The sequence below is a fragment of the Kitasatospora sp. NPDC098652 genome (assembly GCF_044760155.1).
In the GTDB taxonomy this organism is placed as follows: domain Bacteria; phylum Actinomycetota; class Actinomycetes; order Streptomycetales; family Streptomycetaceae; genus Kitasatospora.
Genome location: NZ_JBIWAQ010000038.1, coordinates 1 through 21,383, shown reverse-complemented (window position 1 = coordinate 21,383; position 21,383 = coordinate 1). Strand labels below are relative to the sequence as shown.

Sequence of the window (21,383 nt, the reverse complement as noted above, 5' to 3'; positions counted from 1 at the left end):
GGGCTTGGCCGATCAGGCGTTCTGCGGCTGCGCGGCGCTCTTCGCGGTCAGCGGCGGGCCGGCCGGGACCAGGTTCGACCACTCCTTGGGCACCGGCAGCGGCTGGACGTTCTGGTAGCCCAACCGCGCCTGGTTCCCGCCGGGTTGGTCGTCCGGGTTCTGGGTCGGCTGGCCGCCCGGACCGGGGTTCTGGGCGCCCGGCGCCGGCGTCGCCGCCTTCGGCGCACCGCCGGGCGTGGCCGACGGGCTGGGGCCGTGGCCGCCGTCGCTGTTGGCCGGGACGGAGTAGCGCAGGCCGGTCTCGGTGATCAGGAAGTCGGTGCCGGAGCCGTCGGCCGCACCGGCGTTGCCGTTCGCACCCGCGTTGGCGTTCGCACCGGCATTGGCGTTGGCGTTGCCGTTCGCACCGGCGGCGGCCGTCGCGGCGGCACCGGCCGCGTTGTCCACCGCCCGGTAGAACAGCCCGTGGCCGGGCGTCACGTAGGCCGCGCCCGCGCCGTTGTTGTACGCCGCCGGATAGGACGTCCCGGCCCAGACGCTGCGCCTGGGCGTGCGGCCGTCCTCGGCCATGCCGTCGAAGGTGCTGCACACCACCTGGCGGGGGTCCTGCCGGTCCGTCCAGTTGTTCACCGGCGCACCGGACTTCAACGGCCAGTCGTCCGGCGTGTTCGGCAGCCGTACGTCCGTGTTGAACCTGGACTGGTCGTCCGGGGTCATCTCGTCGCTGCGCGGCCGCTTGTCCTGGTCGTACTTGTAGAGCATCTGGTAGGCCGGGTTCTGCCGGATCAGCTCCGCCTGGAACGGCGTGATCAGGAAGAGGCCGTCCTTGCCGACCACGTAGTTGCGGTCCTGGTAGTGCACCAGCCGGCCGATCCGGCGGTCCGCCGCGTTGCCCAGGGCCACGTTCGAGTTGGGACCCTGGCTGTCCGCCATGTCCTTGACGTCGGGGAAGACGATCGGGCTCGCCGGCACCAGGGTGTCCAGCCACTCGCGCTTCACCCGCTGCGGCACCGCGTTGGGCCCGAAGACCGCGGTGACCAGCGCCCGGCGCTCCTTGTCGTCGGACTTCGGTCCGATCGCGTGCTTGCGGCCCTGCGCGTCGACCAGGAACAGGCTCGCCACCGCCTGGCCCGCCGCCGAGCTGGTCGACACCTGCTGGTCGTCGGCCTGCTGCACCAGCATCAGCTGGTCCGGGCCGAGCATCCGGTCCTTCGCGGACAGCGCCGCCGCGTCCGCCCCGGCCGCCACGAACACCGCCTGGTTGACGGTCTCCCGCTTGTCGTCCGACCCCGGACGGTCGCAGACCGCCCACTTCATCGGCTGGCTCGCGTTGTCCTTGCCCGGCAGCTTGTCCGGGGCGTACGGGATCCCGATGGTCGGGCCGTGGTTGGGGTAGCGGTCCAGCACCCCGTCGTCCACCACCACGACCTTGGCGTCGACCGGCAGCACCAGCCGCGCCGAGGACATGTTGAGCACCTGGTGCAACCGCTTGGTCCGGCCGTCCGGGTCGGTCAGCACCACGTAGCGGGTGGTCGACTGCTTCCCCTGGATGATGTTCTTGCCGCTGTCCCACTGCAGCGGGGCGGCGGGCTTGAACACCCCCCAGAGCCCGAACCCGGCCACCACCACGGCCCCCACCAGCACGCTCGGCAGCACCGCCTTCACCGGGCGCGGCGCGTCCTCGTCACTGCCGCCGCCGGAGGGCAGCAGGAACGCCCCCACCGTGCGTTTGCGGGCGAAGGTGTACGCGTTGAGCTCGTCCCGGCGCGATGCCATCCTCGTCGTCCCCCTCTGTCAGACGTGTGCCGGCGCCGTGCCGGCGGTGCCCGGCCTCCCGTCGGCCCGACCTGCCCGTGGTCCGCACCCGCCGGGCGGGATCCGGCCCGAACCCTCTACGATGCGGCAGCAGACGGTGAGTACGGTACGGGTACGGTCCGCGAACCAGCCAGCCGGGCCGCGGCAACGGATCAGAGAGGGCCATCGGGGGATGCCAAGCCAGACCGCTCCAGAACGCCGCGCGAGCGCGGGCGGCGGGAGGTCGCACCGGTCCGGGCGGGCCCGTCGCGGCGCCGCGCCCACCGGGGCCGCGGCCGGACGACCGCCGACGGGCGGCGAGGGCGGCCCCGTCCAGGTGCGCGTCAACCCCCGGCCCGGACTGCTCGGCGGCCGGTTGAAGCTCCAGCAGCTGGTCCTGGTCGAGGTCGCGGTCGCCCTGGTCGCGGTCGGCTGGACGATCAGCCGCCCGGTCGCGGCCGGCTTCGGCGCGGTCTCGCTGGTCCTGCTGGTGCTGGCGGTCGTCCCGCTGCGCGGGCGCACCATCCCGGAGCTGCTGCGGGTCCGCTCGGCCCTCAAGTCCCGCCGCAAGCAGGCGAAGTCGCTGCTGCCGCCGCCCGGCACCGACCCGGCGCTGGCGCCCGCGCTGGAGCTGGAACCGGCACTGCGCACCTGCACCCACGCCACCGAGGCCGACTTCGGCGGCCGCCCCGTCCGCCGGGAGACCGGCATGGTCGGCGACGGCACCTTCCTCAGCTCGGTGCTGCTCGTCCAGGCCAAGGACCAGCCGCTGCGCCCGGTGCGCACCGCGCTGCCGCTGCCGCTGGACGTGATCTGCTCGGCGCTCACCGTGGACGACATCGCCCTGGAGTCGGTGCAGCTGGTCCAGCACACCCAGCCCGCCCCGGCCCAGCACGTGCCGGAGCAGTCGCTGGCCGCCCGCGGCTACCGCGAACTGCCCGACGGCACCGCCACCCCCGGCCTGCGGCTGACCTGGGTCGCCCTCAAGCTCGACCCGGAGCGCGCGGCCACCGCCGTCCGGGCCCGCGGCGGCGGGAAGGAGGGCGCCCGCAAGGCCCTCCAGCGGGTCACCGACCAGCTGGCCGGACGGCTCAACAGCGCAGGGTTCAAAGCCACCGTGCTGGACGAGCGCGAGCTGATCGCCGCCCTCGCCATCGCCACCTGCGCCAACCCGATCGCGGTGGCCGGGCGCCAGGGCACCGGCAGCGGCGGCGGCACCACCCGCCGCACCCAGGAGGGCAACCGCTTCTGGCGGATCGACGACCGCTGGCACAGCACCTACTGGATCTCCCGCTGGCCGCAGCTGACCCGCCCCGGCGGCGCGGCCGGCCGGATCGGCGCCCCGGACCTGGTCAACCTGATCACCGGCTCCCCCGCGCTGGCCAGCACGTTCAGCCTCACCGCCGGGCACGGCACCGGCGGCTCGGTCACCGTCAGCGGCCACCTGCGGGTGACCGGGCGCAGCGAGGGCGAGGTCGGCGACATCGGCCGCCAGCTGGAGGCGCGGGCGCAGAGCGCCGGCCTCGGGCTGGTCCGGCTCGACCTCGAACAGGCCCCCGGCATGCTCGCCACCCTGCCGCTGGGAGGAGCGTCCTGATGGCGTACCAGACCTACCCCGCCCCCGGTCCGACGCCCGGCACCGAGCAGCGCCGGCCGCGCCCGCGGATCCTGCCCGGCTTCGGGCTGCGCGGACCGCGCCGGGAGAAGCACGTGCTGGAGGCCGCCGACCTGGCGGCGCTGGCCTTCCCGGTCGGCGACGACGGTGTGGTGATCGGCGTCGACCCGCAGGGCCTGCCGGCGGTGCTCGGGCTGTTCCGCCCCAGCGCGTACGACCTGGTGCTGGTCGGCGGCGTGTGGACGGCACAGGTGATCGCGCTGCGCGCGGCCGCGATCGGCGCCCGGGTCGCGGTGGAGACCGCCCGCGGCCAGCTCTGGGGCCCGATGGCGCAGGCCGCCGGCGGCGGCCAGCCGTGCGTGACGGTGCACCAGGTCGGGCGGCTCGGCCCGCAGGGCGCCTCGGTGGCCTCGCCCGTCCTGGTGGTGCGCGACCTCGGCGCCCGCCCGCCGCGCACCCGGCTCTCCGCCGCGCCCTGGCAGACCACGCTGACCCTGCTGCCCTACCTCGGCCCGAACGCCTCCCGGGTGCTCAACGCGGCCGACCTGGTCGGGGTGCAGCGGATCATGCCCCAGGAGGCGGAGGTGGTCGGCCGGGTGCTGTCGCTGCCGCCGGAGGACGTGGCCGCGCTGCCCGGCCTCGGCGACGACCTCACCCTGTGGGCCACCCGGATGCGGCGCCAGTACGTCCGGACGGTGGCCGGCCAGGCCGAACAGCAGGTGCTCGGCGGCCCGCGCCGGATGGACTGAGGGGCGCGTCCGGGCCGGTCGTTCCCGGTCCGGAACCGAAGCCGCCTTCAACAGGGGCAGCCGAACGGCCTAGTCTTTGTTGCGGCAACGGCACCGCTGAGCAAGCGGCGGCGAACACGAGGGAGCCCTAGTGAGCAGCGATCGGGACGGCGTCTACGTCGGCGACAACGCGGCGGAGGACGACGACGACTGGTCCGACGCGCCCGATTACACTCCCCCGTCCTGGTACGTGCAGTCGGGCCCGGCGGCGGCGCCCGCCGCACCGGGCCCGGGGGCTGACGGCGCGGCGGCCGGGGCTCCGGCGGGCGGGGCTCCGACGGCCGCGGCTGCGGCGCCGGAGTCGGCCGCTCCCGCACCGGCCCCGGTGCCGACGGCCGGGCAGACGCCCGAGGCACCCCAGCCCACCCCTGCTCCCCAGCCGGTCGCGGCTCCCGCACCGGACCCGGCCGCGCCGCCGGCGCCCGCGCCCGCCCCGGCGGCGGAGCAGGCGCCCCTCCCCGCCCCGGTGCCGCCGGTCGCGCCCGTGCAGGCCGAGGCGCAGCACGTCCCCTTCCCGGTGGCGGCCCCGGCCGTGACACCGGAGCAGCCGCAGCCGCCGGTCGCCGCCCAGCCCTGGCCGCCGGCTGCGGAGGCACCGGCCCAGTCGAGCGGGCCGCAGCCGTACCCGGCGGCCGCGCCGGTGCCGCAGGCCGTACCGCCCGCGCAGCCCGTACCGCCCGCGCAGCCCGGTCCGTCCGCGCAGCCCGCCCAGCCCGGCCCGCCGGTGCCGCCGCAGCAGTTCGCGCAGCAGCAGCCGGCCCAGCCCGGACCGCCCCAGGGCCCGACCGCTCCGGCGGCTGACCCGCAGCTGAGCTGGGACCCGCAGGCCGCCTGGGCCGCCCAGCAGTCGGCCGCCGCCCAGCCCCAGCCCGGCCAGCCCTACCCCGGGCAGCCCGAGCAGCACGCGCAGCCGCAGCCGGTCCAGCCGCAGCCCGCGCCGCCCGCTCCGGTGGACCCGCGCCAGGGCGGCTGGCCGCAGCCCGGCGCCTACCAGCAGCCGGCCGCCGCCCAGCCCTACCCCGGGCAGCCCTACCCCGGCCAGCCCGGCCAGCCGCAGCAGCCCGCCCCCGCCCAGCCCTGGCCGCCACAGGGCGGCGCGGCCACCCCGCCGCCCGCCGCGTTCCAGCAGGCCGCCGCCCCGCAGCAGACCGCCCACGGGGCGCCGCTCGGCTACACCGCCGCCGTCGAGCTGTCCTCGGACCGGCTGCTGCGCAGCCAGCCCAAGCAGCAGCGCCAGCAGCCGCGGTTCCAGTTCGGCGGCAAGGCCGCGGCGGCCGAGAAGGCCCGCAAGCTGGAGATCATCCGCACCCCGGTGCTGAGCTGCTACCGGATCGCCGTGATCAGCCTCAAGGGCGGCGTCGGCAAGACCACGACCACCACCGCGCTCGGCGCCACCCTGGCCAGCGAGCGCCAGGACAAGGTGATCGCGATCGACGCCAACCCGGACGCCGGCACCCTGGGCCGCCGGGTCAAGCGCCAGACCGGCGCGACCATCCGCGACCTGGTGACGGCCATCCCGCACCTGCGCAGCTACATGGACATCCGTCAGTTCACCTCGCAGGACCTCAACTCGGGCCTGGAGATCCTGGCGAACGACGTCGACCCGGCCGTGTCGACGACCTTCAACGACTCGGACTACCGCCAGGTCATCGAGGTGCTGGGCCGCCAGTACCCGATCATCCTGACCGACTCCGGCACCGGCCTGCTGTACAGCGCGATGCGCGGAGTGCTGGACCTCGCCGACCAGCTGATCATCGTCTCCACCCCGAGCGTGGACGGCGCCTCCAGCGCCTCCACCACGCTGGACTGGCTCTCCGCGCACGGCTACGCGGACCTGGTGCAGCGCAGCATCACGGTGGTCTCGGGGGTGCGCGAGACCAGCAAGATGATCAAGGTCGAGGACATCGTCGCGCACTTCCAGACCCGCTGCCGCGGCGTCATCGTGGTGCCCTTCGACGAGAGCCTGGCGGCCGGCGCCGAGGTCAACCTCGACATGATGCGGCCCAAGGTCCGCGAGGCGTACTTCGAGCTGGCCACCCTGGTCGGCGAGGACATCGCCCGGGCCCAGCACGCGGCCGCCCAGCAGGCCGGCTGGCAGCAGCAGGCGCAGGCGGGCCACCAGCAGCCGGGCCCGCCGCAGCCGTACGCCGATCCCCAGCAGCAGGGCTACCCCGCCCCGCCCGCCCCGGGGGCGCCGTGGGCGCCGCAGCCCGGCCAGGCCCCGCCGCCCCCGCCCGGGTACGGCTACCCCCAGCAGCCCGCCCCCGGAGCCCCGTGGCCGCAGCAGCCCGGTGCCCCCCAGCCGGGCCCCGGCTACGGCTACCCGCCGCAGGCGCCCCCGCAGTGACGAGCAGTGACGAACGGAAGGGGCCCGCCGACTTCGAGTCGGCGGGCCCCTTCGGCATTCCCCGGCAGCGGCGGCCGGGCCGGGCTCAGGCCTCGGTCAGCTCCCGGGCGCGCTTGACGTCGTCGGCCATCCGGTCCAGCAGTGCCTCGATGGAGTCGAACTTCTCCATCCCGCGCAGGTAGGCCAGGAAGTCCACGGCCACGTGCAGCCCGTACAGGTCCAGCCCGACCCGGTCGATGGCGTACGCCTCGACGGTACGGGCGGTGCCGTCGAAGGTCGGGTTGGTGCCGACCGAGATCGCCGCCGGCATCCGCTCGCCCTCCGCGGTCAGCCAGCCCGCGTACACGCCGTCGGCCGGGACGGCGCTGTGCGGCACGGTCTCCACGTTGGCGGTCGGGTAGCCGAGCTCACGGCCGCGCTGCGCGCCGCGCACCACCACGCCCTCGACCCGGTGCGGGCGGCCGAGCACCTCGTTGGCGCCGGCCATGTCCCCGGTCTCGACCAGGCGGCGGGTCAGGCTGGAGGAGAACGGCTCGCCGTCCCCGGCGGTGCCGGACACCTGGAGGTCCACCACCTCCACCTCGAAGTCGTCCGCCCCGCCCAGCTCGGCGAGCAGCGCGACGTCCCCCGCGGCCCGGTGCCCGAAGCGGAAGTTGGGGCCCTCGATCACCACCCGGGCGTGCAGCGCGTCCACCAGCACCTGCCGGACGAAGGTCTCCGGGGACTCCTGGGAGAACTCGGTGGTGAACGGCAGCACCAGCACCGCGTCCACGCCGAGTTCGGCGATCAGCTCGGCCCGGCGCGGGTGCGGCGCGAGCAGCGGCGGGTGGCTGCCCGGGCGGATCACCTCGCGCGGGTGCGGGTCGAAGGTCACCACGACCGAGGGGAGGCCGAGTTCACGGGCCCGCTCGACGGCCCGCCCGATGATCAGCTGATGCCCGCGGTGCACCCCGTCGAACGAGCCGATGGTGACGACGCTGCGTCCCCAGTCACCGGGGATCTCCTCCAGGCCACGCCAGCGCTGCACCCGACTGCTCCTTGTTCCGTACGGTGCGTGCCCTCGGCACGCTCAAACGCTCACAACCGAACCCCTATAGCGTGCCATGCGCCTGCCCCGGCTCAGGCACCGGAATGGGGGTTGGGCGCACCGGCGCGCGGACGGCCCGCACGGCCGCCGTCCGCTCCGCCTCGGCGGCGGCGTACTGGGCGTCCCGACCGGCCGCCACCAGGGCCCGCATCCGGGCCAGCCGGGGCCCGTCCGGGGCGGTCGGGGCGGCGTCGGCCGGCCACCGGGCGAGCAGCCGGGCGAAGGCCGCCGAACGCCCCGCGCAGCGCACCAGCAGCTCGTCCGCACCCGCCAGCCCCGGCACCGCCCGGGCCAGCACGGCGCGCGCCCGGGCCGGGTTCTCGGCCGCGCAGTGCTCGGCGAGGCGCTCCACGGCCGCGGTGAGCACCGCCCGGTCGGCCTCGGTGGCGAGCAGGGTGTCCAGCAGCTCGCAGCGCAGCGCGTCCGCCGCCGGGTCCGCCACCGGGACGGACAGCGCCTCGGCGAAGGGCGTACGGACCGCCGCCTCGGGGGCGGCCAGCACACCGCCGAGCAGCACCCGCAGCTCCAGCCGGGCGGCCGGCCCGTCGATCGCGGCCCGCCCCAGCCGACGGCCGAGGTAGTCGACGGCGACCGGCCCGGCCAGCGCCGGGTGGCGGCGCAGCAGCCGGGCGGCCAGGTCGGCGCTGCGCCGGGCGGCCACCGGGGCGCGGGCGTCGGCCAGCACCCGCAGGGTCTCGGCGGGGGCCGCGCCGGGCGCCGCCAGGGCGTCGGCGAGTGCGGCCAGCACGGGCTCCGGGTCGCTCTCCAGGGCCGGGGCGAGGGCGCGCGGGGTCAGGAAGGCGTCGCCGCCCGCGCGGTGGCGGGCGAGCGCGGCGTCCAGGTGCCCGGCCCTGGTCACCGGGTCGGCGACCAGCAGGGCCAGCGCGGCGCCGTGCAGGGCCGGTTCGTCCTCCCGGGCGAGCAGGGTCAGCGCGGTGAAGCGCAGCAGTTCGGCCCCGGCACCGCTCGCGTACGGGGCGGTCCGCAGCGCGTGCACGGCGGCCGCGACGTGCCGTTCGGGGCGGCGGTCGTGGCTCCAGCGGTCCACCGCGCGACAGAGCGCGGACGGCTCCTCGGCGGCGAGCACGGTGAGCAGCGCGTCCGCCCGCGGGTGCGCGGCGTCGGCCAGCGCGTCGGCCAACTCGTCCAGGGCGGCGCGGCGGTGGGCGTACAGCAGCTCGTGGGCGAGGTCCGCCACCGTGCGGCCCGGGCGGCCCGGCAGGCCGGCCGGGTCGTCGAACCAGGCGCAGAGCAGCGGGAACACCGCGACCGGGTCGGCGCGCCGCCGTTCGGCCGCCGCCGCGAGGAACTGCTGGCCCGGGCCGTCGGCGGCCACCAGGCGGCGCAGCAGGGCGAGTTCGGCCTCGACGGGCAGGCCGAGACCGGTCCAGAACGCGGGGTCGAAGCGGTTCAGCCCGTCGAGCGCCGCCCAACCGCCTACGGTGGCCGCCCGTTCGGCCGTCCGACGGGCCAACTGGTCGAGCAGCGCCAGGTGTTCGGCCGGGTCGGGGCTGGCGGCGAGTCCGGCGGTGAGCAACCGGGCCGCCCACCAGGCGGGTTCGCTGCCGGGCGGGCGCAGGTCCAGCGCACGCCAGATCCGGTGCAGCCACGGGTCCAGGGCGGTCGCGCCCCAGGTCTCGGCGACCCGGCGCAGCGCGGCGGCGACCGGGCCGATCCGGTGCCGGGGGACGGCCGGTGCGGGGCCCTGCGGTCCGGGCGGGGTGTCCTCGGCCTCGCCGAGCAGTATCCGCAGCGCCGCGTCCAGGTCCAGGTGCCGGCCCTGCAGCCAGTCGGCGAACTCCCCGTGGGCGAAGCGGAAGCCGGGCCCGGCGGGGACGAACAGCCCCTCGGCGAGGACCGCCGTGGCCCAGCCGCCGTCGACCGGGAACAGTTCCTGGAAGGCCTCCCGGCCGAGCGCGCCCGGCTCCTCGCCGAGCATCCGCCGGGCCGCCTCGTGCACCCGCCCGGCCACCGCCGCCGCGAGCCGCCGCACCCGGCCCCGGCGCGCTCCGGCGGGCCGGGCGGCGCCCCGGCGGTGGGCGCCCGGGCGGCGCGGCCGGACGTCCTCGGCCAACCGCTGGGCGACCCGCAGGCAGAGCAGGTCCAGGTGGGCGCCGAACAGTTCGCCGCGCAGCGCCGGCCCGTCGTGCAGGCCGTGCGCCCACAGCTCGCCGGCCAGCCGGACGGCCAGCGGGTGCCGGGCGTCCTCGGCGGCGGCCGGGCGGCCGGGCGGCAGCCCGTAGCGGCGGCGCACCCGCTCGGCCGCCTCGGCGGGCAGCGGGCCCAGCCGGTGCCCGGCCAGGGTCGGGGTGCCGGGCCCGCCGCCGTCCATCCGGACGGTGGGGGCGCTGGCCAGGTCGCCGTCCGGGCCCGGTTCGGCCGGGCGGGGCACGCCACCGGCGCCGCTGCCCCAGGGCTCGGAAGCCAGCCGTTCCCAGAGCTCCTCGCCGCAGGCGGTGAGCAGCCGTGCCCCGCAGCCGGTGAGCCACTGCCCGGCGCCGCGCAGCCAGCGCGGGTCCAGTTCGGCCGGGGCCTCCTCGGGGCCGTCCAGGACGACCAGCAGGGGGCGCCCGGCCGCCGCGCACAGCGCCGCCACCGGCTCGGGCGCGGGCGCCGGGGTGTCTAGCTCGGCCGCGGCGGCGGCCAGCGCCCGTTCCACCGCCTCGGCGAGCGAGCGGTCCTCGGCGCGCAGGTCGGCGCCGCGCAGCCAGAGGGTGGGCAGCGGCCGGGCGCCGTCGCTGCGGCGGGCGGCCAGTGCGGCGAGTTCGGTGGAGCGGCCGCTGCCGGGGGCGCCGACCAGGGCGGTGACGGTCGCCGCCGGCTCGTCCCCGGCCAGGCCGTCCGGCCGGTCCACCCGGTCGGCGGCCAGTCCGGCCACCCGGCCCGGCCCGGCCCCGGCGGCCGCCAGCTGGGCGCCGGTCAGCCGCAGCACCCCGGCCAGGTTCAGCGCGGGGCCGTACCCGGGCACCGTCGCCGCGTTGCGCGCCAGCAGTTCGGCCAGCGCCGGCGCGACCACCGCGCCGCCCCCGGCGGGCACCGCCCACAGCGCGCCGCCGTACGGCGCTCCCCCATACGGCGCTCCCCCGTACTGCGCTCCCCCGTGCTGCGGTCCGCGCAGGGCGGGCGCGGCCAGCGCCACCACCGCGCCGCTGCGGGCGTCCAGCACCGGTGAGCCGGCCGGCACCACGACCCCGGCCACCGCGGGCACGTCCAGCACCGGCACCCCCGCCAGCAGGTGCCCGCCGTATGCCGCGCCGCCGACGCCCAGCAGTCCGCAGCGCAGCACCACCGCCCGGCCGTCCTCGCCGGTCAGGGCGGGCAGCAGCACCTCGTGCCCGGCGCCCAGCGCGGCCACCGGCAGCGGCGGGACGGGGAGCCCGCCGACCGCGTCGGTGCGCAGCAGTGCGAGCCCGTGCTCGGGCAGCGGCAGCACCGCGTCGGTGCCGAGCACCCTGGTCTGTCCGCCGGGGGTGTGCAGCACCAGCCGGTCCAGGCCCGCCACGGCCTCGTGCGCGGTGAGCACCCAGCCCTGCGGGTCGGCGGCGAACCCCAAGCCGTGCAGCCGCCCGTCGAGGTCGCGGATCCGCAGCAGGTACCGCCCCGGATCGCCCTCCGCACACGCCGGCATGGAGCCCCCTCACCCGTCGAGCGGGCCCGTCGCCCGCTCGCCGCCCGGAGCCTGCCCCCCGCGGGGGCGCCCCGACCGCGCCCGCGCCGTTCACCACGGCGGTTCACCTCGCGCGCTCCCCCGTGCGGGTGACGCCCCCCGTTGGGGTGAAGGACCCCGCCGGGGGACCCCCGGACGGGAACGCGCAACCCCCGCCGGGAGGGCTCCCGACGGGGGTTGCGGTACGACGGAGGGCCGCCTCAGCCGACGAACACCGCGACCGGCTTCGCCTGGCCGCCCTTCTCCTCGACCAGCGCGAGGAAGCGCCCGTCCGGCCCGAACACCGCGATCGGCCCGTCCACGCCCAGCCCGGGCGCCTTCAGCCGGGAGCCGTGCGACAGCTTCTCCGCGGAGTCCTCGTCCAGGTCCCAGCGCGGGAAAGCGGCCGCCGCCGCCTCCCCGATCGGCAGCACCTCCAGCCCGCTCGCGGACTCGCCGGTGACCGACTCCTCCAGCTGCTCCAGGGTGCGCGCCGACTCCACCCCGTACGGCCCGACCTTGGTGCGGCGCAGCGCCGTCAGGTGCCCGCCGACGCCCAGCCCGGCGCCCAGGTCGCGGGCCAGCGCCCGGATGTAGGTGCCGGAGGAGCACTCCACGGTCACGTCCAGGTCGATCACCGGCGTGCCGTCCTCGGCGACCGCCGCGCGCTGCTCGTGCACGGTGAAGGAGTGGATGGTGGTGGGCCGGGCGGCGAGCTCGAAGTCCTCGCCCTCGCGCACCCGCGCGTACGAGCGCTTGCCGTCGATCTTGATCGCGCTGACCTTGGACGGCACCTGCATGATCTCGCCGGTGAGCGCCGCGATCCCGGCGTCGATCGCCTCCCGGGTGACGCCGTCCGCCGGGACCGAGGCGGTGACCTCGCCCTCGCGGTCGTCGGTGACGGTGGTCTGGCCGAGCCGGACGGTCGCCTCGTAGGTCTTGGCGGTCAGCATCAGGTGGCCGAGCAGCCGGGTGGCCCGCTCGACGCCGATCACCAGCACGCCGGTGGCCATCGGGTCCAGCGTGCCGGCGTGCCCGACCTTCCTGGTCCCGGCCAGCCACCGCAGCTTGGCGACGACCCCGTGGGAGGTGATGCCCTCGGGCTTGTCGACGATCACCAGGCCGTCCGGGCCGGTGCCTTTGCGCTTCATCGGGTTCTTTCTCTGGAACGTGCGGAAGTTGCTCTACGGGAAGGTCAGTGGAGGGGCCGCAGCGCGCCCCGGAACCGCTCGACCACCGCGGCGACGTCCTCCCGGGCGGAGAAGCCGGCCGCGAAGACGTGCCCGCCGCCGCCCAGTTCACCACAGGCCGCGGCGACGTCCACCGCGCCCTTGGAGCGGGAGGAGCCGCGCAGCGTGCCGTCCGGGTCCTGCTTGAGCACCAGGGCCACCTCGGCCTCGGCCGGCCGGCGCAGGATGTCGATCAGCCCCTCGATCTCCTCGACGGTGACGCTGAACAGCGCCAGGTCCTGGTAGGGCACCCAGGTCCACACCAGGCCCAGCCCGTCCGCCGCCTCCGGCTCGTAGACGGCCCGGTCCAGGGCGGCCGCGAGCACCTTGAGGTAGCCGAAGGAGGAGGTGTCCCACAGCTGCCGGGAGATCAGGTCGTGCCGGATGCCGGTGGCCAGCAGCCGCCCGGCGAGTTCGTGGGTGGCGGGCGTGGTCGCCCGGTACTTGAAGGAGCCGGTGTCGGTGGCGACCCCGGTGTACAGGCAGGTGGCCAGCTCCTGGTCGAGCTCGACGCCGAGCCGGCGCAGCAGTTCGTCCACCAGGACGGCGGTGGCCGGCGCGGTCGGGTCGATCAGCTGGTGGGTGCCGAAGCCCGGGTTGGAGGCGTGGTGGTCGAACACCACCAGGACGGGTGCGGCGAACGCCTTGTCGTGCAGCAGCCCCAGCCGGCTCTGCGCGGCGACGTCGAAGCAGAGCACCAGCTCGGGGACGTCCGGCACCTCGGAGGCCGGCACGATCAGCTCCTGGCCGGGCAGGAAGGCCAGCGACTCGGGCACGATCTGCGGGTCGTCGCCGAAGGAGACCCGCACCTGCTTGCCGAGCGCGCGCAGCGCCAGGGCCGCCGCCAGCGAGGAGCCCAGCGCGTCGCCGTCCGGGCAGATGTGGCAGATCAGGTCGATCGAGCGGGCCCGTCCGATCTCGGCCACCACCTGCTGCCAGATCAGCTCGAAGCCGCTCTCCTCGGCGCGCGGGCCGGGGAGCGCCGCGAGGGCACCCTCCACCGTGCTGGTGGAGGACGCCCCCGTGGTCGATCCGGCTCGCGAGGCGGCCTGCGCCGACTCACCCGCCATGTCTACTCGTCCTCGTCGTCACGCTCGGACGCCGGGACCTTGTACGGGTCCGCGTCACCGGCGTAGGTCGCGCCCGCGGCGGTGGTGCGCACCGCCGCGTCGATGGCCTTGGCCCGGTCGAGCAGGTCGTCGATGTTCCGGGCGTTGTCCGGCAGCGCGTCCGCGACGAAGGTCAGCGTCGGGGTGAAGCGCACCCCGATCTTGCCGACCTCGGAGCGGATCACGCCCTTGGCGCTCTCCAGCGCGGCCGCGGTGGCCTCGCGGTCGGTGTCGTCACCGAAGACGGTGTAGAAGACGGTGGCCTCGCGCAGGTCGCCGGTCACCCGGGTGTCGGTGATGGTCACGAACCCCAGTCGCGGGTCCTTGATCCGCCGCTCCAGGGTCTGGGCGACGACCACCTGGATGCGGTCGGCGAGCTTGCGCGCCCTAGCGGTGTCGGTCACGTTGCCTCCTCGTGCAATGGGCCCGGTACCCGGGAGAGCTGCGCACCCGTCGGGGCCCACGCCCCAAAGTACCGGCCCGCGCCCGGCCTTGCGGGCGCTCTCGGTCCTGATCCGTGTGAGAACGGCGACTTCCGTCGGCCGGCTCCACGGTCCTCATTCGTCGTCGTCGTTGTGGTAGCGCCTCCTCGCGGAGAGGAGTTGCACCTCGGGGCGGCCGGCGACCAACCGCTCACAGCTGTCCAGGACCTCGGTGACGTACCCGGCTTCGCCGGCGACCACCGCGAGGCCGATCTCGGCCCGGCGGTGCAGGTCCTGGTTCCCGGTCTCGGCAGCGCACACGCTGTACTTGCGCTGCAGTTCGGCCACGATCGGCCGCACGATCGAACGCTTCTCCTTGAGCGAGTGGACGTCGCCCAGCAGCAGGTCGAAGGTGAGTGTTCCCACGAACATGTATGACAGGTCTCGCCGACCTGGAAGGCCTCGGGGGCGTCGGCGCGGAACCGGCCGACACCCCAGGACCCTACACAGCGAGACCGGGGCCGGTCGACGGAAATACCACCCGTCGACCGGCCCCGGTTGACACCGACTAGGCGCGCGGCTTCTCGCGCATCTCGTAGGTCTCGATGATGTCCTCGACCTTGATGTCGTTGAACGACCCCAGGGTGACACCGGCCTCGAAGCCCTCGCGGACCTCGGTCGCGTCGTCCTTGAAGCGGCGCAGACCCTCGATGGTGAGGCTCTCCGCCACGACCTTGCCGTCGCGCAGCAGGCGGGCCTTGGCGTTGCGGCGGATGATGCCGTCGCGGACCAGGACACCGGCGATGTTGCCGAACTTGGAGGAGCGGAAGACCTCGCGGATCTCCGCGGCGCCGAGGCGCACCTCCTCGTACTCCGGCTTGAGCATGCCCTTGAGGGCGTTCTCGATCTCCTCGATCGCCTGGTAGATGACCGAGTAGTACCGGACGTCCACGCCTTCCTTGTCGGCCGCGGCGCGCGCACGGCCTTCGGCGCGCACGTTGAAGCCGATGATGATGGCGTCCGAGCCCATCGCCAGGTCGACGTCGGACTCGGTGATCGCACCGACGCCGCGGTGCAGCACCCGGAGCTCGACCTCCTCGCCCACGTCCAGCTTGACGAGGGCGTCCTCGAGGGCCTCGACCGAACCGGAGACGTCACCCTTGATGATGAGGTTGAGCTGCTCGATGGAGCCGGCGGCGATGGCCTTGTCCAGGTCCTCCAGGGACACCCGGACCCGACGCTGCGCGAAGGCGGCGTTGCGGTCGCGGGCCGAGCGCTTCTCGGCGATCTGGCGGGCGGTGCGGTCCTCGTCGACGACGATGAAGCTGTCGCCGGCGCGGGGCACCGAGGTCAGACCGAGCAGCAGCACCGGGCGGGACGGGCCGGCCTCGGCGAGGCTGTTGCCGTTCTCGTCCAGCATGGCGCGGACGCGGCCGTAGGCGTCGCCCACGACGATCGAGTCACCGACGCGGAGGGTACCGCGCTGGACCAGGACGGTCGCCATGGCGCCGCGGCCCTTGTCCAGGTGGGCTTCGATCGCAATACCCTGCGCGTCCTGGTGCGGGTTGGCCCGCAGGTCGAGCGAGGCGTCCGCGGTCAGGACCACGGCCTCCAGCAGCTGGTCGATGTTCAGACCCTGGCGCGCGGAGATGTCGACGAACATGGTGTCGCCGCCGTACTCCTCGGCCACCAGGCCGAACTCGGTCAGCTGGCCGCGGACCTTGGTCGGGTCGGCGCCCTCGACGTCGATCTTGTTGACGGCGACCACGATCGGCACACCGGCGGCCTTGGCGTGGTTGAGCGCCTCGACCGTCTGCGGCATGACACCGTCGTTGGCCGCGACCACCAGGATCGCGATGTCGGTGGACTTGGCACCACGGGCACGCATGGCGGAGAACGCCTCGTGACCCGGGGTGTCGAGGAAGGTGATCGGGCGCTCTTCGCCGTTCACCATCGTCGCCACCTGGTAGGCACCGATGTGCTGGGTGATGCCACCGGCCTCGCCGGCCACCACGTTGGACTTGCGGATCGCGTCCAGCAGTCGGGTCTTACCGTGGTCGACGTGACCCATGACGGTGACGACCGGCGGGCGCGGGGCCAGCTGGTCCTCGTCGCCCTCGTTGGCACCGAAGTCGATGTCGAACGACTCCAGCAGCTCGCGGTCCTCGTCGTCCCGGCTGACGATCTCCAGCTGGAAGCCCATCTCGTCCGCCAGCAGCTGCAGCGTGGCGTCGGAGACCGACTGGGTCGCGGTGACCATCTCACCGAGGTTGAACATGACGGAGACGAGCGCGGCCGGGTTGGCGTTGATCTTCTCCGCGAAGTCCATCAGCGAGGCGCCGCTCGACAGGCGAACGGTCTGGCCGTTGCCGCGAGGCAGCATCACACCGCCGACGGACGGGGCCTGCATGGCCTCGTACTCCTGGCGCTTCGCCCGCTTCGACTTGCGACCGCGAGCCGGGCGACCGCCCGGGCCACGACCGAAGGCACCCTGCGTGCCACCACGGGCACCCGGGCCACCGGGACGACCGCCGAAGCCGCCGGGACGGGGGCCGAAGCCGCCGCCACCACCGGGGGCGCCGCCACCCGGACGCGGACCGCCGAAGCCGCCGCCACCGGCCGGACGCGAGCCCGGACCGGCCGGACGACCCTGGAAGCCCGGACGGGCGCCGCCGCCACCGGGACCGGCCGGACGGCCGCCGGGGCCACCCGGACCACGGCCACCCGGGCCCGGACGCGGGCCGGCCGGACGCTGCGGCATCATGCCGGGGTTCGGACGCGGCATGCCCGACGGGCTCGGGGCGCCGGGGCGCGGACCGGCCGGACGCGGCATGCCGTCGGGACGGGGGGCACCACCGGGACGCGGGGCACCGGCACCCGGCGCACCACCCGGACGCGGACGGTCGCCACCGGGACGCGGGGCGCCACGGTCAGCACCGGGAGCACCACCCGGACGCGGGCGGTCGCCGCCCGGACGGGGAGCGCCACCGGCACCCGGCGCACCGGCCGGACGCGGACGGTCGCCACCGGGACGCGGACGGTCGCCGCCCTGCGCACCCGGAGCACCCGGACGGGCACCCGGCGCGCCCGGACGGCGGTCGCCGGGGCGGGCCATGCCGGTCGCACTGCCCGAGGTGAACGGGTTGTTGCCCGGACGCGGGCCGGCCGGACGCGGGCCCGGACGGGCGCCGCCGGAGGCCTGGCCGCTCGGGCGCGGGGCCTGGGAGGCCGGACGCGGGGCGTCGGCACCGGCCGGAGCCGGCGAGGAGAACTCGGCCGCGGGAGCGGCCGGAGCCGCCGGGGTCGCGGGACGCGCCGCCGGGCGCGGGCCCGGGGTCGGCGCACCCGGACGGGCGGCGGCGGGAGCGGCCGGAGCCGCGGGGGCGGCCGGGGCGGCGGGAGCCGCGGCGGCCGGGGTCGGACGGGGACCCGGGGTCGCGGCAGGCCGCGGACCCGGGGCCGGGGCACCCGGCTTGGGTGCACCCGCGGCACCTGCCGCGGGCTGGGGCGCCGCGGGCTTCCGCGGGCCAGGCTTGGCAGCGCCACCACCAGTGGGGGCCACACCAAGCGCGTCAGTCAACTTGCGCACGACCGGCGCCTCGATCGTCGAGGACGCCGAACGGACGAACTCACCGAGCTCGGTGAGCTTGGCCATGACGGCCTTGCTCTCCAAGCCAAGCTCCTTGGCGAGTTCATAAACCCGGACCTTAGCCACTTCACTCCTGTCTTGAGTCCGGGGGTCTCGTCCGCCGGACTGTCGCTACTTCATGGGCGTACCCATCGCGTACTCATCGCGTACTCATCGAGTGCTCATCGCAATCTCGACCTACTTCCACATCGCGAGGTACCTGACTGGTGGCACGGCGCGCGGCTGCCCGAGCGCTGTGCTTGTTGCGGTGGTTCTCCGCCGCGGTGAGCGACGGCCGTCACGGGAGGCGGCCCGCCTGGGAGGCTCCGCCCGCCCGCTCCTCGATGAACCCGCGGAGCCGCTCCGTGTCGAGCGATCCCTGGAGCCGGAAGGCCCGGGGGAACGCCCGACGGCGGACCGCGAGGTCGAGGCAGGCCGGGTCGAGGTGCAGGTGAGCGCCCCGGCCCGGCAGTGCGCCACGGGGATCAGGGACGCAGACGCCCTCGACCGCCGTGACACGCAACAGCTGGTGCTTGGCCGCTCGCTTGCGGCAGCCCACGCAGGTGCGTTCCGGGCGTGCTCGGACATGCGTCCGGCCAGACGAAGGCAAGTCTACCCCTCCGAAGGGACATGGCGCCGCCCCGAAGATCCAGGAGGACCGACGGGGACGACAGCAACAACACTCACGACCGGTCTTCGGATTCCTCGGCCTGGCCCTCGGTGTCCGGCCGGATGTCGATCCGCCAGCCCGTGAGACGGGCGGCCAGACGGGCGTTCTGCCCCTCCTTGCCGATCGCCAGGGACAGCTGGTAGTCCGGCACGATCACCCGCGCGGAACGCTGGGCGGCGTCCACGATCTCCACGCTGGTCACCCGCGCGGGGGACAGCGCGGCGGCGACCATCTCGCGCGGGTCCTCGGACCAGTCCACGATGTCGATCTTCTCGCCGTGCAGCTCGCCCATCACGGCGCGCACCCGGGAGCCCATCGGACCGATGCAGGCGCCCTTGGCGTTCAGCCCGGCCCGGCGCGACCAGACCGCGATCTTGGTGCGGTGGCCGGCCTCACGGGCGATCGCGGCGATCTCCACGCTGCCGTCCGCGATCTCCGGGACCTCCAGCGCGAACAGCTTCTTCACCAGGCTGGGGTGGGTGCGCGACAGCGTCACCGACGGCCCGCGGACACCGCGGCGCACCGCGACGACGTAGCACTTGAGCCGGGTGCCGTGCCGGTAGTCCTCGCCCGGGACCTGCTCCTGCGGCGGCAGGATGGCCTCCAGCTTGCCGATGTCGACCAGCACGTTCTTCGGGTCGTTGCCCTGCTGGACGACACCGGTGACGATGTCGCCCTCCTTGCCCGCGTACTCGCCGAAGGTCTGGTCGTCGGCGGCGTCGCGCAGGCGCTGCATCATCACCTGGATGCCGATGCTGGACGCGATCCGGCCGAAGCCGTTCGGGGTGTCGTCGAACTCCTTCGGCTCGACACCCTCCTCCAGCTCCGCCGGGTCCTCCATGGCCCACACGGTGACGTGGCCGCTCTTGCGGTCCAGGTGCACCCGGGCGCGACGGCGCGAGCCCTCGGTGCGGTGGTACGCGGTGAGGAGGGCGGACTCGATGGACTCGACCAGCAGGTCGAAGGGGATGTTCTTCTCGTTGACCAGCGTGCGCAGGGCACTCATGTCGATGTCCACGGCTACGCCTCCTCGTCTTTCGTCACGTTCATGATGGTCGTACGGCGGCCGGATCACTCGGCGCCGTCGTCCCCCTCGTCGAAGTCGGCGGCCTCGTCCAGGAGCTGCTCGTCGTCCTTGCGGTTGAACTCGACCTGGACCCGGGCCCGCGCCACCTCGACGTACTCCAGACGGCGCTCCTTGGGACGGCCGCGCCCCTTCACCGGCTGCACCTCGACCAGCGCGCCGTCCTCGTCCGCCTCCAGCACCCGGGCGACCAGCTCCCCGCCGTCGACCAGGTGGATCTTGGCGAGCCGCCCCTCCGCGCGCTGCCAGTGCCGGGGCAGTTCGAGCGGGCGCTCCGCACCCGGCGAACCGACCTCCAGCAGGTAGGGCTCGTCCCCCATGACGTCCGAGGCGTCCAGGGCCTCGCCGACCACCCGGCTGAACTCGGCGATGGCGTCCATGTCCACGCCGCCGTCGGTGTCGACGTCGATCTGCACCTGTCGGCGGCTGCCCGCCTTGGTGACCTTGACGTCCTCCAGGTCCAGTCCGGCCTGGGCGGCCAGCGGCTCCAGCAACGCGCGCAGCCGGTCGGTGTGGGTGGTGCTCATCCGGGTGGACTCCTCGGCCGCGTCTGCTGTTGTCAGAGGTCGCCCCGCGCCCTCCGCGCCCCACGGGGCGCACACCGGGTCACGGCAGCTCGGCCCAAAGCCTAGCCGGTGAAGCCACGAACCACCGATTCCGGACCTCCCCCGACCGGTCGCACGCCACCCACTGCGAGCAAGCTCACACCACCCCGCCCACCGCACCGAACCCCCGCAATCATGGGGGTTCTGCGAAGATTCAGCCCAACGAGGGCAGGCGGGGAGGCCGTCCTCCCGTACCCGCTCCGGAGTGACCCCGATGCAGCCGCCCAGCCGACGGACCTTCCTGGCCCTCGGACTGATCACCCTGACCGCCGCCTGCACCACCGAGGGAGCCACACCCCCCACCCCCGACAACTCCGGCCCGGACCCCGACCACCCCGTCCGCCTACGCGCCGTCGCCGCCACCGACACCCTGCTGGCCGCCTACGACACCCTCCTCACCACCCCCGGCGACCGCACCCCCCTGCTACAGACCCTCCGCGCCGAAACCGCCCAACACCGCGCCGCCCTCGCCCAAGGCCTGCCGCCCACCTCCATACCCCCCAGCACCAGCACCACCACCCCACCCACCCCACCCACCCCACCCACCCCACCCACCGCTCCCACCCCTCCCACTCTCGCCACCCTGGAACACCAAACCGCCCAATCCCACCTCGCCGACCTCACCACCGCCCGCCCACCCCTCGCCCGCCTGCTCGCCTCGGTGTCCGCCGCCAACGCCCTGCACGCCACGGCCCTCGGCGCCCCCACCGACCAGCCCACCCCGAGCAGCACCCCCACCCCCACCCCGAGCAACACCCCCACCCCCGGAACAGCCCTCCCCGCCCTCCAGAAGGCCCTGAGCGCCGAACACGCCGCCGTCTACGGCTACGGCGTCGTCGGCGCCCACCTCCCCGACGACCAGCAACGCACCGACGCCCGCACCGCCTACGCCGCCCACCAGTCCCAGCGCGACGCCTGGCAACGCCTCATCACCACCCTCGGCGCCACCCCCGCCCCCGCCGCCGCCGGCTACCGCCTCCCCTTCCCCGTCACCGACCCCACCACCGCCACCCACCTCGCCGCCCACCTGGAAACCAGCCTCACCACCGTCTACGCCGACCTGGTCGCCGACCTCCCCACCCCCCACCGCCCCACCGCAGCCACCGCCCTCCGCGACTGCACCCTCCGCGCCCACCGCTGGGGCGCCCCCGACACCCCCTTCCCCGGCATCCCCACCCCCCTCCCCACCCCCACCCAAACCTGACCCACACCCCGCACCCCGCACCAACCCACCCACCCCCACCACCCCCCACCCCCCACCCGCCCCAGGCGAGAGGGACGCGCTGCGGGAGGGGGCGGTGGAGGGGGTGGGTGCGGAAGGGGGCGTGACGGGTGATTTTCAGACCGCCAACGGCGCCC

Annotated in this window: 15 protein-coding genes; 4 read left to right on the top strand and 11 right to left on the bottom strand. The window is 75.5% G+C overall.

The genetic code is table 11. From position 1 onward, the window contains the following. Positions 1 to 12 precede the first annotated feature (12 nt). Positions 13 to 1,776 carry a type VII secretion protein EccB gene (locus tag ACIQWA_RS38990; RefSeq protein ID WP_402491393.1) on the bottom strand — a complete coding sequence of 588 codons (1,764 nt, stop codon included), beginning with the start codon at positions 1,774 to 1,776 and terminating at the stop codon, positions 13 to 15. A gap of 355 nt (positions 1,777 to 2,131) precedes the next feature. Between ACIQWA_RS38990 and eccE the strand changes: the two genes are divergently transcribed. The 3 genes from eccE to ACIQWA_RS38975 all read left to right on the top strand — a co-directional run bounded on the left by eccE (position 2,132) and on the right by ACIQWA_RS38975 (position 6,544). Next, positions 2,132 to 3,391 carry a type VII secretion protein EccE gene (eccE, locus tag ACIQWA_RS38985; protein WP_402491390.1) on the top strand — a complete coding sequence of 420 codons (1,260 nt, stop codon included), beginning with the start codon at positions 2,132 to 2,134 and terminating at the stop codon, positions 3,389 to 3,391. After that, entirely contained in the window at positions 3,391 to 4,158 is a 768-nt protein-coding gene (locus ACIQWA_RS38980) for a hypothetical protein (RefSeq protein ID WP_360244041.1), read from the top strand. Before eccE ends, ACIQWA_RS38980 begins: the two co-directional genes overlap by 1 nt. Before the next feature lie 130 nt (positions 4,159 to 4,288). Continuing rightward, entirely contained in the window at positions 4,289 to 6,544 is a 2,256-nt protein-coding gene (locus tag ACIQWA_RS38975; RefSeq protein ID WP_402491387.1) for a MinD/ParA family protein, read from the top strand. Between the two features lie 85 nt (positions 6,545 to 6,629). On the opposite strand, the gene ACIQWA_RS38970 is transcribed toward ACIQWA_RS38975, so the two are convergent. The 10 genes from ACIQWA_RS38970 to rimP form a co-directional block, all read right to left on the bottom strand. After that, positions 6,630 to 7,571, bottom strand: a complete 942-nt coding sequence (locus ACIQWA_RS38970; RefSeq protein WP_360244047.1) for a bifunctional riboflavin kinase/FAD synthetase — start codon at positions 7,569 to 7,571, stop codon at positions 6,630 to 6,632. Between the two features lie 64 nt (positions 7,572 to 7,635). After that, complete coding sequence (locus tag ACIQWA_RS38965; RefSeq protein WP_402491383.1) at positions 7,636 to 11,259, bottom strand: serine protease; 3,624 nt, start codon at positions 11,257 to 11,259, stop codon at positions 7,636 to 7,638. A gap of 239 nt (positions 11,260 to 11,498) precedes the next feature. Next, on the bottom strand, positions 11,499 to 12,428 hold the full coding sequence (truB, locus tag ACIQWA_RS38960) for a tRNA pseudouridine(55) synthase TruB (protein ID WP_402491380.1): 930 nt from the start codon (positions 12,426 to 12,428) through the stop codon (positions 11,499 to 11,501). Between the two features lie 44 nt (positions 12,429 to 12,472). Next, positions 12,473 to 13,576 (bottom strand): DHH family phosphoesterase, encoded by a 1,104-nt coding sequence (locus ACIQWA_RS38955; protein WP_360244056.1) that lies wholly within the window; start codon positions 13,574 to 13,576, stop codon positions 12,473 to 12,475. A 2-nt stretch (positions 13,577 to 13,578) separates the two neighbouring features. Continuing rightward, positions 13,579 to 14,019: a 30S ribosome-binding factor RbfA gene (rbfA, locus tag ACIQWA_RS38950; RefSeq protein WP_360244059.1), complete on the bottom strand. Its 441-nt coding sequence runs from the start codon at positions 14,017 to 14,019 to the stop codon at positions 13,579 to 13,581. Positions 14,020 to 14,172: 153 nt separating this feature from the next. After that, entirely contained in the window at positions 14,173 to 14,469 is a 297-nt protein-coding gene (locus ACIQWA_RS38945; protein ID WP_030311386.1) for a DUF503 domain-containing protein, read from the bottom strand. A 136-nt stretch (positions 14,470 to 14,605) separates the two neighbouring features. Next, positions 14,606 to 17,752: a translation initiation factor IF-2 gene (infB, locus tag ACIQWA_RS38940; RefSeq protein ID WP_402491375.1), complete on the bottom strand. Its 3,147-nt coding sequence runs from the start codon at positions 17,750 to 17,752 to the stop codon at positions 14,606 to 14,608. 211 nt (positions 17,753 to 17,963) lie between these two features. Next, positions 17,964 to 18,224, bottom strand: a complete 261-nt coding sequence (locus ACIQWA_RS38935; RefSeq protein ID WP_402491373.1) for a YlxR family protein — start codon at positions 18,222 to 18,224, stop codon at positions 17,964 to 17,966. A 124-nt stretch (positions 18,225 to 18,348) separates the two neighbouring features. Continuing rightward, positions 18,349 to 19,353 (bottom strand): transcription termination factor NusA, encoded by a 1,005-nt coding sequence (gene nusA / locus ACIQWA_RS38930; protein ID WP_402491370.1) that lies wholly within the window; start codon positions 19,351 to 19,353, stop codon positions 18,349 to 18,351. 53 nt (positions 19,354 to 19,406) lie between these two features. After that, complete coding sequence (rimP, locus tag ACIQWA_RS38925) at positions 19,407 to 19,946, bottom strand: ribosome maturation factor RimP (protein WP_360244071.1); 540 nt, start codon at positions 19,944 to 19,946, stop codon at positions 19,407 to 19,409. A gap of 292 nt (positions 19,947 to 20,238) precedes the next feature. Here rimP and ACIQWA_RS38920 point away from each other — a divergent pair, with 292 nt between their 5' ends. After that, positions 20,239 to 21,228, top strand: coding sequence for a ferritin-like domain-containing protein (locus ACIQWA_RS38920; RefSeq protein ID WP_402491367.1), 990 nt, complete (start codon positions 20,239 to 20,241; stop codon positions 21,226 to 21,228). Positions 21,229 to 21,383: the final 155 nt, after the last annotated feature.

Excerpts from the sequence above, each read along its gene's own strand:
- ACIQWA_RS38990 (WP_402491393.1), bottom strand. The coding sequence starts at position 1,776 with ATGGCATCGCGCCGGGACGAGCTCAACGCGTACACCTTCGCCCGCAAA.
- ACIQWA_RS38980 (WP_360244041.1), top strand. The coding sequence starts at position 3,391 with ATGGCGTACCAGACCTACCCCGCCCCCGGTCCGACGCCCGGCACCGAG.
- ACIQWA_RS38965 (WP_402491383.1), bottom strand. The coding sequence starts at position 11,259 with ATGCCGGCGTGTGCGGAGGGCGATCCGGGGCGGTACCTGCTGCGGATC.
- truB (WP_402491380.1), bottom strand. The coding sequence starts at position 12,428 with ATGAAGCGCAAAGGCACCGGCCCGGACGGCCTGGTGATCGTCGACAAG.
- ACIQWA_RS38955 (WP_360244056.1), bottom strand. The coding sequence starts at position 13,576 with ATGGCGGGTGAGTCGGCGCAGGCCGCCTCGCGAGCCGGATCGACCACG.
- ACIQWA_RS38945 (WP_030311386.1), bottom strand. The coding sequence starts at position 14,469 with ATGTTCGTGGGAACACTCACCTTCGACCTGCTGCTGGGCGACGTCCAC.
- rimP (WP_360244071.1), bottom strand. The coding sequence starts at position 19,946 with ATGAGCACCACCCACACCGACCGGCTGCGCGCGTTGCTGGAGCCGCTG.
- ACIQWA_RS38920 (WP_402491367.1), top strand. The coding sequence starts at position 20,239 with ATGCAGCCGCCCAGCCGACGGACCTTCCTGGCCCTCGGACTGATCACC.